We start from the raw sequence: 8,500 nt of genomic DNA on the forward strand, positions 1-8,500 counted from the left end.
CGGCAACCTTGGGCATGCCCGGCGCCACTGACGGCACTGCTGCCGCGGCCAGTTCCGCCAACGGCAACGCCAAGGCGACCGACACAACGAAGGGCGCTGCGACCACGGCGACAGCGGCCACCGCCGGTGACGTTTCGACCACCAATCCCGCCTTCTCGGCGATGGTCGATGCCGCAGCCCAGACCGGCGGCAAGACCAAGGCGCCTGCGCAGGCCAAGACGGCTGCTGTTGCGACCACCGATGCCAATGCCAAGACGGATCAGGCGGCAACAACGGCCCAGGCTGCGCAGCCCATTCAAACCGATGCGACCCAACAGGCCGCCGCTATGGCCAAGCAGGACGGCAGCCTCGTCGTTGCCGATCCGACCAAGAGCAAAGGCGATGGCACGGCAGCGCCTGCCGTTCACGAGCGCAGCGGCGCGTCGACCAATGCGCAAGGCACGCTTTCGGCCGCCGACGCCGATGTCCAGGCCGCCAACGCGCTGCAGCCGCAGCTTGCGACCCAGCAGACCACAGCTCCCCTGGTCGCAGCCAACCTGACCGCGACGGCCGCGACCTCGGCTGCTGTGCCGCTCAGCGGGCTTGCAGTCGAGATCGCCGGCTCCGCGCTGAACGGCAAGAGCCGTTTCGAGATCCGGCTCGATCCGGCCGAACTCGGCCGCATCGATGTCCGCATCGACGTCGACCGCAGCGGCCAGATTACCTCGCATCTGCGGGTCGAGAAGCCCGAAACCCTGTCGATGCTGCAGCAGACCGCGCCGCAGCTCCAGCAGGCGCTCAACGACGCCGGTCTCAAGACTGGCAGTGGCGGCCTCCAATTCAGCCTCCGCGATCACACAAGCTCCGGCCAGAACGGCAACAACGATCAGTCCAACGGCAACGCGCAGCGCCTCGTCATCAGCGATGAGGACGCCACTCCGGCCGCGACTGCGGGACGGTCCTACGGTCGCATGCTCAGCGCGAGCGGCGGCATCGACATCCGGGTCTAAAGGAAAATAACCATGGCAACCACCGACGCAATCAAAGGAAGCCCGGTTGTTTCCGGAACCACGCCCCCGGCGACGTCGTCGTCAAACAGCAGCAGCACGTCGGGAATCGCCAGCGGCACGATCGCGGGCAATTTCCAGACGTTCCTGACCTTGCTGACGACCCAACTGCAGAACCAGAATCCGCTTTCTCCGCTGGACACCAATCAGTTCACCCAGCAACTCGTCCAGTTCGCCTCGGTCGAGCAGCAGCTCAAGACTAACGACCAGCTCGGCTCGCTGGTCACGATGCAGCAGGCGACGCAGTCGACCCAGGCACTGGACTTCGTCGGCAAGACCGCGGTCGTCGACGGTTCGACCGCAAGCCTGTCCAACTCGCAGGCGAACTGGGATCTCAGCGTCCCCTCGGACTGCGACCTGACGGTCACGATCACCAATTCGACCGGAGCGACCGTCTTTACCGGCAAGTATTCGGCTTCGGCCGGCAGCAACCAGCCGTTCGCGTGGAACGGCAAAGGCAGCGACGGCAGCCAATGGCCGGATGGACAGTACAAGCTGACCGCCTCCGCAACGGACAGCTCAGGCAACCCGGTCGCGATCACGACGCAGGTGCAGGGCGTGGTGTCTTCCGTCGACCTCACCCAGCAGCCGCCGCTGCTGTCGATCGATGGCCAGACCTTCACGGTCAGCCAGATCCGGCGGATCGTGAGTTAACGGCCGCCCGCCGCGCGACATCAGCGCGCTGATCCGAAACCTTCGGATCAAGCTCGCGCGCTACGCCCGGATTCCGGCGCAAGGCTCGGGCGCAATTAAGAAATCATTTACCCTGTTTCGCGTCCTGGCGCCGTTCGGCGCCGGGACGCGAGCCATTTGCAAGTCAAGTCGCATTGAAGCCTTTGGCTTAGGCAAATTTTAAGCGGACCAGCGTAGGTTGGTACCGTGAGTTCAGTGGTTAAGAGTTTGTGAGTACACCATGACAGAACCCCATCGCCCGAGGGTGAAATACGTCATCGGGCCCGACGGCAGCCCGCTCACCATCGCGGATCTGCCAGCGCCCGGCACCAAGAGGTGGGTCATTCGCCGCAAGGCCGAGGTCGTCGCCGCCGTTCGCGGCGGATTGTTGTCCCTCGAGGAAGCCTGCAGCCGTTACACGTTGACCGTCGACGAATTCCTGTCCTGGCAGTTCTCGATCGATCAGCACGGCCTTGCCGGCCTGCGCACCACGCGGATCCAGCAATACCGGCAGTAAGCCGTTACGACATCGCTTTTTTAATAAAATCGGCTTGGCCTCGCCAAGCCGATTTTTTTCATGCCTGAACTTTGTAAAGACCTCTTAACCCTCGTTAACCATATCGAAACCTTCCCATAGGCAATAATTGCCCAGTGGCTCGATTCAAACTTCGCGATCGCCGGGAGGCGCGCGGTCGGGATCGAGAGCCATCTGGAATGCAGGTGCCGGGGCATAGGATGGGGATTCGGGTTTCGCGCTTGGTTGCAAGCGGCTGTAAAGGCCGGCGAAGCTCAAATCCCGATCTGGCGGCCACCTGTTCAATGCCGAACTGTGGGGTAGTTGCTTGCAAGGTCTCGTGGACTTCCTGAAGGGTTTGGGTGCGGCACGGTTGATGGCGATGATCGCCGTCACCGCCGCTCTGATCGGCTTCTTCGCCTTCGTCATCATGCGGGTGACCACGCCGCAGATGACGACGCTTTTCACCGATCTCAGCATGGAGGACTCCTCCAGCATCATCAAAGACCTCGACCGGCAGGGCATTCCCTATGAGATGCGCAACGAAGGCAGCGTCATCCTGGTGCCGAAGGACAAGGTCACACGGCTGCGCATGAAGCTCGCCGAGGGCGGCCTGCCCAAGGGCGGCGGCGTCGGTTACGAGATCTTCGACAAGTCGGACGCGCTGGGCACCACGAGCTTCGTCCAGAACATCAATCACCTGCGTGCGCTGGAAGGCGAACTCTCCCGCACCATCCGCGGCATCGACCGGGTCCAGGCGGCCCGGGTTCATCTGGTGCTGCCGGAGCGGCCGCTGTTCTCGCGCGAGACGCCGGAGCCGTCGGCTTCGATCGTCCTGCGCGTGCGCGGGTCGCTCGAGCCGGCGCAGATCCGCGCCATCCGCCACCTCATCGCCTCCGCCGTCAACGGCCTGAAGCCGCAGCGGGTCTCGATCGTCGACGAAGCCGGCCAGTTGCTCGCCGACGGTTCGCAGTCCGACATCGACCAGGCAGTAGGCGACGAGCGCCGCACCGCCTACGAGAAGCGGATGCGCAAGCAGGTCGAGGACATCGTCTCCTCGGTGGTCGGACAGGGCCGCGCCCGCGTCGAACTGTCCGCCGATTTCGATTTCAACCGGATCACCCAGACCTCGGACAAATACGATCCGGAAGGCCGGGTGCTGCGTTCCAGCCAGACCCGGGAAGAATCGTCCGCTACCGCCGAGAACAACGGCCAGGTCACCGTCAACAACGATCTGCCGGGCGCCCAGCAGAACAACGGTAACCAGCAGGCATCGCGCGACCAGAGCAAGAAGACCGAAGAAACCAACAACTACGAGATCTCCCGGACCACCAAGACCGAAGTCACCGAGGCCGGCCGCGTCAACCGCGTCTCGGTCGCGGTCCTGGTCGACGGCGCCTATGTCAAGAACGACAAGGGCGATATGGTCTACAAGGAGCGCAGCAAGGACGAGCTCGAGCAGATCGCAGCACTGGTGCGCTCAGCGATCGGCTTCAACCAGAAGCGCGGCGACCAGGTCGAGGTGGTCAACCTGAAGTTCGCGGATGCCCCCTTGGTGCCGCAGCTTTCGGAACCGAGCGGCTTCCTTGGCACGCTCCAGTTCACCAAGGACGACGTCATGTACATCATCGAGCTCGGCGTGATGATGCTGCTCGGCCTCGTCGTGATGTTCATGGTGATCCGGCCGCTGGTGAAGAAGATCCTCACCTCCGAAGAGGTGAAGGCCCTCACCGCGCCGACGCCCGCGCTCACCGACGAAGCCTTGGTACCTGCCGTGACCGCCCAGCAGACCGCCCATATGATCGACGTCGCCCAGGTGCAGGGCCAGGTGCACGCCCAGTCGGTACACCGGGTCGGCGAGCTCGCCGACCGCAATCCCGGCGAAGCCGCAGGCATCATCCGCCAGTGGCTGGCCGAACCGCAGACCTGATCCGCCAAACCTGAAGTCCTCAGACCAGAATAGTCAGAACCGCCATGTCGCTTCCGCAAACGCAGAACGCCAACGCCAACGACATCTCCACCGTCATCGCGACGCTCGCGAGCCGCCAGGCCGGGCGCGACAAGACCGAGCCCTTGAGCGGACCGAAGCGTGCCGCCGTCATGATGCTTGCGCTCGGCGAGCAGTATGGCGGCAAGATCTGGCAGCAGCTCGACGACGACGAGGTGCGTGAATTGTCGCTCGCGATGTCCACCCTCGGCACCGTCGAGGCCGACGTGGTCGAAGACCTGTTGCTCGAATTCGTCTCGCGCATGTCGGCCTCCGGCGCGCTGATGGGCAATTTCGACGCCACCGAACGGCTGCTGCAGCAATACCTGCCCTCCGAGCGTGTCACCGGCATCATGGACGAGATCCGCGGCCCGGCCGGCCGCAACATGTGGGAGAAGCTCTCCAACGTGCAGGAAGAGGTGCTCGCCAACTACCTGAAGAACGAATATCCGCAGACCATCGCCGTGGTGCTGTCGAAGCTGAAGCCGGAACACGCGGCACGCGTGCTCGCCATCCTGCCTGAGGACATGGCGCTCGACGTGATCGGCCGCATGCTGCGGATGGAGGCCGTGCAGAAGGAAGTCATCGAGCGCGTCGAGCAGACGCTGCGCACCGAGTTCATGTCGAATCTGTCGCAGACCCGCCGCCGCGACGCCCACGAGGTGATGGCCGAAATCTTCAACAATTTCGATCGCCAGACCGAGACCCGCTTCATCACGTCGCTCGAAGAAGAAAACCGCGAGTCCGCCGAGCGCATCAAGGCGCTGATGTTCACGTTCGACGATTTGATCAAGCTCGACTCCGCCTCGGCGCAGACCCTGATGCGCAACGTCGACAAGGACAAGCTCGGCATCGCGCTCAAGAGCGCCAACGAGGAGGTCCGCAACTTCTTCTTCACCAACATGTCTTCTCGCGCCGCCAAGATGCTGCAGGACGACATGGCGGCGATGGGACCGGTGCGGCTGCGCGACGTCGACGAGGCGCAGGCGCTGCTGGTCAACCTGGCCAAGGACCTCGCCGCCAAGGGCGAGATCATGCTCACCAAGAACCGCGCCGACGACGAGCTGGTGTATTGATGGCAGCGCCCGCGAAATTCCTGTTCGACACCGATTTCGCCGCTCCCGAGCGGCAGCGCGAGCGGCCGGCAACCACGGCCGAGATCGCGCAGAAGATCGCCGCCGCCGAAGCGAACGCCTATCGCAACGGCTACGAGGCCGCGCAGCGCGAGGCCAAGGTCGAAGCCGACCGCCGCATGGCAAGCGCGCTGGAGGAGATCAAGATCCATATGCAGGGCGTCTCCGCGCGCGTCTCCGGCGTCGAGGCGCGGATGGAGACCGAGGCGGTCGAGGTGGCGATCGCGGTCGCGCGCAAGCTGTGCAGTGCGCTGGTCGCTGCCGAGCCGCTCGGCGAGATCACCGGCCTCGTCAAGGATTGCTTCGCTCATCTGGTGGCGACGCCGCATCTCGTCGTCCGCATCAACGACCAGCTCTATGAGATCGCGCGTGAGCGGATCGAGAAGCTCGGCAAGCAGAGCGGCTTCGAGGGACGCCTGGTGATCCTGGCCGAGCCCGACATTCCGACCGGCGATTGCCGGATCGAATGGGCCGACGGCGGCGTCGTGCTGGAGCGTGCCGCGATCGAAACCAAGATCAACGAACTCGTCGGGCGCTATATGGCGTCCAAGAATCAGGCCAGCAGTCCGGCCGCCGCGGCCAAAGGGGTTTAACTCATGAGCGACACCGATTCTCACATCCCGCTGCCCGACCTCAACGCCGCCGACGCACCGCCGCTGGGCGATGTCACCTACAACGAGGAAGATCAGGCCGCGCGCATCGCCGCCGACCTCGAAGCGGTGTTCGACGTGCCGGTGCAGGTCTCGGCCGTGCTCGGCCGCTCCAAGATGGACGTTGGCGAGCTCCTGAAGCTCGGGCCGGGAACCGGGCTCGAGCTCGACCGCCGGGTCGGCGAGGCGATCGACATCTACGTCAACAACCGCCTGGTGGCGCGCGGCGAGGTGGTGCTGGTCGAGGACAAGCTCGGCGTCACCATGACCGAAATCATCAAGTCGGATCGCAACTAAACCAAACTGGATCGCGCGCTGACAGAGCGCCGCGCGGACGCACGTACAGGAGATCGACATGCGGCTTCTCATCGTCGGCACGCTGAAGGGTCAGCTCACCGCCGCCACCAAGATCGCCATGGCGAATGGCGCAACCGTCACCCATGCCGAGGACAACGAGCAGGCGATGCGCGTGCTCCGCGGCGGCAAGGGCGCCGACCTCTTGTTGGTCGACGTCGCCATCGACATCCGTGACCTCGTGATCCGCCTCGATGCCGAGCACATTCACGTGCCGATCGTCGCCTGCGGCATCACCACCGACGCCCGCGCGGCCGTCGCCGCGATCCATGCCGGCGCCAAGGAATACATTCCGCTGCCGCCCGATCCCGAGCTGATCGCCGCCGTGCTGGCTGCGGTCGCCAACGATTCGCGCGATCTGGTCTATCGCGACGACGCCATGGCCAAGGTGATCAAGCTCGCGCAGCAGATCGCGGGCTCGGACGCTTCGGTGATGGTCACCGGCGAATCCGGCACCGGCAAGGAGGTGCTGGCGCGCTACGTGCACAGCCGTTCGGCGCGCGCCAAGCGTCCCTTCATCTCGATCAACTGCGCCGCGATCCCCGAGCACCTGCTGGAGTCCGAGCTGTTCGGCCACGAGAAGGGCGCCTTCACCGGCGCAATCGCCCGCCGCATCGGCAAGTTCGAAGAGGCCACGGGCGGCACGCTGCTGCTCGACGAAATTTCCGAGATGGACGTGCGGCTGCAGTCGAAGCTGCTGCGCGCCATCCAGGAGCGCGTCATCGATCGCGTCGGCGGCACCCGCCCCGTGCCCGTCGACATCCGTATCATCGCGACCTCGAACCGCAATCTCGCAGACGCCGTGCGCGAAGGCACGTTCCGCGAGGACCTGCTGTTCCGCCTCAACGTCGTCAATCTGAAGATTCCGCCGCTGCGCGAGCGCCCGGCTGACATCCTCGAGCTCGCCCATCATTTCGCGCGCAAATATTCCGAGGCCAACGGCGTGGCGCTGCGTCCGATCTCGGCGGAAGCCAAGCGCGTCCTCTCCAGCAACCGCTGGCAGGGCAATGTCCGGGAGCTCGAGAACACCTTGCACCGCGCGGTGCTGATGGCTATCGGCGACGAGATCGGTCCGGATGCGATCCTCACGCCCGACGGCGACCGCCTCGACATCGTCAAGAGCCAGCCGGCGGTGGCGCATGCCACCATGGCCGCCGAGCAGGTCACGCGTGCCCTGGTCGGTCGCACCGTGGCCGATGTCGAGCGCGACCTGATCCTGGAGACGCTGAAGCACTGCCTCGGTAACCGCACCCACGCGGCCAACATCCTCGGCATCTCGATCCGCACCTTGCGCAACAAGCTGAACGAATATGCCGATGGCGGCCTGCCGATCCCGCCGCCCGGCTCGGGTGAAAGCGCACGGATGCCGACCATGGTGGGCTAACTAAAGCGCTTCATCATCAACTCGCGCGATCACGTCTCCCAGGAACGCGGTCGCGCTTTTGTTTTGGGAAGCACATCGCAATGTCCGTCATTGCGAGCGAAGCGACTTGTCCGCCATAGCCCGAAAGGCGACGGCGGAAGCAATCCAAAGCGAAACAAACGGAGTCTGGATTGCTTCCGCCGTCGGCTCCTCGCAATGACGATCATCATCAAGGCCCGCTCCAGTCACGTCGCCGTGGGCGCGTCGGGGTTGCGGAAGATGTGGATGGGGTCGCCGGGCACGAAATCGCGCCGGGTGAAGACGGCATAGGCATAGAGCGCGAGATAAAGGATCGCGACCGTGCCGGCCACATAGATGGCCCAGATCCCGATGCGAGTTAAGATGCGCTTCATTGGCTCTGCCAAGAGAGAATGAAGCGGTTCTAGGCGGTCTCGCGCATGAACGCCAGCTCAACACCGGAGGCTGCCGGGGCCGCGACGCGGAAATCAGAACTGCCGCGTCGATTGCGGGTTTGGCACGCTCATCGTCGCGAGCTTGAGGATGTCCTCGTCGCGGTCCACGGTGAGGTAGTCGCCCTGCCAATAGGCCAGCGCGGCGGCCGGCGCGGCGGCGTCGACGTGCAGGACGCGGCCAATCACGATGGCATGCGAGTGCCGCTCGATGATGTCCTCGACCTCGCAGTCGAACGCCGCCAGCGCGCCGACCAACAGCGGTACACCGGTCGCACGCTTGCGCCAATCGGCGCCGGCAAAGCGCTCAG

General features: G+C 64.6%; 10 protein-coding genes. 8 read left to right on the top strand and 2 right to left on the bottom strand.

Going from position 1 to position 8,500, the window contains the following annotated elements:
* The 8 genes from WA702_RS18755 to WA702_RS18790 all read left to right on the top strand — a co-directional run.
* Positions 1-989: flagellar hook-length control protein FliK (locus WA702_RS18755; RefSeq protein ID WP_425112030.1), on the top strand; the 989-nt coding region annotated here is incomplete at its 5' end.
* Between the two features lie 12 nt (positions 990-1,001).
* Entirely contained in the window at positions 1,002-1,700 is a 699-nt protein-coding gene (locus tag WA702_RS18760) for a flagellar hook assembly protein FlgD (protein WP_425112031.1), read from the top strand.
* Between the two features lie 259 nt (positions 1,701-1,959).
* Positions 1,960-2,235 carry a DUF1153 domain-containing protein gene (locus tag WA702_RS18765; protein WP_002714638.1) on the top strand — a complete coding sequence of 92 codons (276 nt, stop codon included), beginning with the start codon at positions 1,960-1,962 and terminating at the stop codon, positions 2,233-2,235.
* Positions 2,236-2,560: 325 nt separating this feature from the next.
* On the top strand, positions 2,561-4,162 hold the full coding sequence (gene fliF / locus WA702_RS18770) for a flagellar basal-body MS-ring/collar protein FliF (protein ID WP_425112032.1): 1,602 nt from the start codon (positions 2,561-2,563) through the stop codon (positions 4,160-4,162).
* A gap of 44 nt (positions 4,163-4,206) precedes the next feature.
* Positions 4,207-5,295: a flagellar motor switch protein FliG gene (gene fliG / locus WA702_RS18775; RefSeq protein WP_425112033.1), complete on the top strand. Its 1,089-nt coding sequence runs from the start codon at positions 4,207-4,209 to the stop codon at positions 5,293-5,295.
* Entirely contained in the window at positions 5,295-5,945 is a 651-nt protein-coding gene (locus tag WA702_RS18780) for a FliH/SctL family protein (protein ID WP_425112034.1), read from the top strand. Before fliG ends, WA702_RS18780 begins: the two co-directional genes overlap by 1 nt.
* Before the next feature lie 3 nt (positions 5,946-5,948).
* On the top strand, positions 5,949-6,299 hold the full coding sequence (fliN, locus tag WA702_RS18785; protein ID WP_425112035.1) for a flagellar motor switch protein FliN: 351 nt from the start codon (positions 5,949-5,951) through the stop codon (positions 6,297-6,299).
* A gap of 58 nt (positions 6,300-6,357) precedes the next feature.
* Positions 6,358-7,740 carry a sigma-54 interaction domain-containing protein gene (locus tag WA702_RS18790; protein WP_425112036.1) on the top strand — a complete coding sequence of 461 codons (1,383 nt, stop codon included), beginning with the start codon at positions 6,358-6,360 and terminating at the stop codon, positions 7,738-7,740.
* A 224-nt stretch (positions 7,741-7,964) separates the two neighbouring features.
* Here the strand turns inward: WA702_RS18790 and WA702_RS18795 are convergent, their stop codons facing one another.
* Complete coding sequence (locus tag WA702_RS18795) at positions 7,965-8,132, bottom strand: hypothetical protein (RefSeq protein ID WP_425112037.1); 168 nt, start codon at positions 8,130-8,132, stop codon at positions 7,965-7,967.
* 93 nt (positions 8,133-8,225) lie between these two features.
* The coding region (locus WA702_RS18800) for a flavin reductase family protein (RefSeq protein WP_425112038.1) at positions 8,226-8,500 on the bottom strand (275 nt) is incomplete at its 5' end.

Origin of the sequence: Bradyrhizobium sp., from assembly GCF_049798375.1 — a bacterium.
Lineage (GTDB): Bacteria > Pseudomonadota > Alphaproteobacteria > Rhizobiales > Xanthobacteraceae > Bradyrhizobium.

Bases quoted from the DNA above. Each gene is read 5' to 3' on its own strand.
- fliG (WP_425112033.1), top strand. From the start codon at position 4,207: ATGTCGCTTCCGCAAACGCAGAACGCCAACGCCAACGACATCTCCACC.
- WA702_RS18795 (WP_425112037.1), bottom strand. From the start codon at position 8,132: ATGAAGCGCATCTTAACTCGCATCGGGATCTGGGCCATCTATGTGGCC.
- fliN (WP_425112035.1), top strand. From the start codon at position 5,949: ATGAGCGACACCGATTCTCACATCCCGCTGCCCGACCTCAACGCCGCC.
- WA702_RS18790 (WP_425112036.1), top strand. From the start codon at position 6,358: ATGCGGCTTCTCATCGTCGGCACGCTGAAGGGTCAGCTCACCGCCGCC.
- WA702_RS18760 (WP_425112031.1), top strand. From the start codon at position 1,002: ATGGCAACCACCGACGCAATCAAAGGAAGCCCGGTTGTTTCCGGAACC.
- WA702_RS18780 (WP_425112034.1), top strand. From the start codon at position 5,295: ATGGCAGCGCCCGCGAAATTCCTGTTCGACACCGATTTCGCCGCTCCC.
- WA702_RS18765 (WP_002714638.1), top strand. From the start codon at position 1,960: ATGACAGAACCCCATCGCCCGAGGGTGAAATACGTCATCGGGCCCGAC.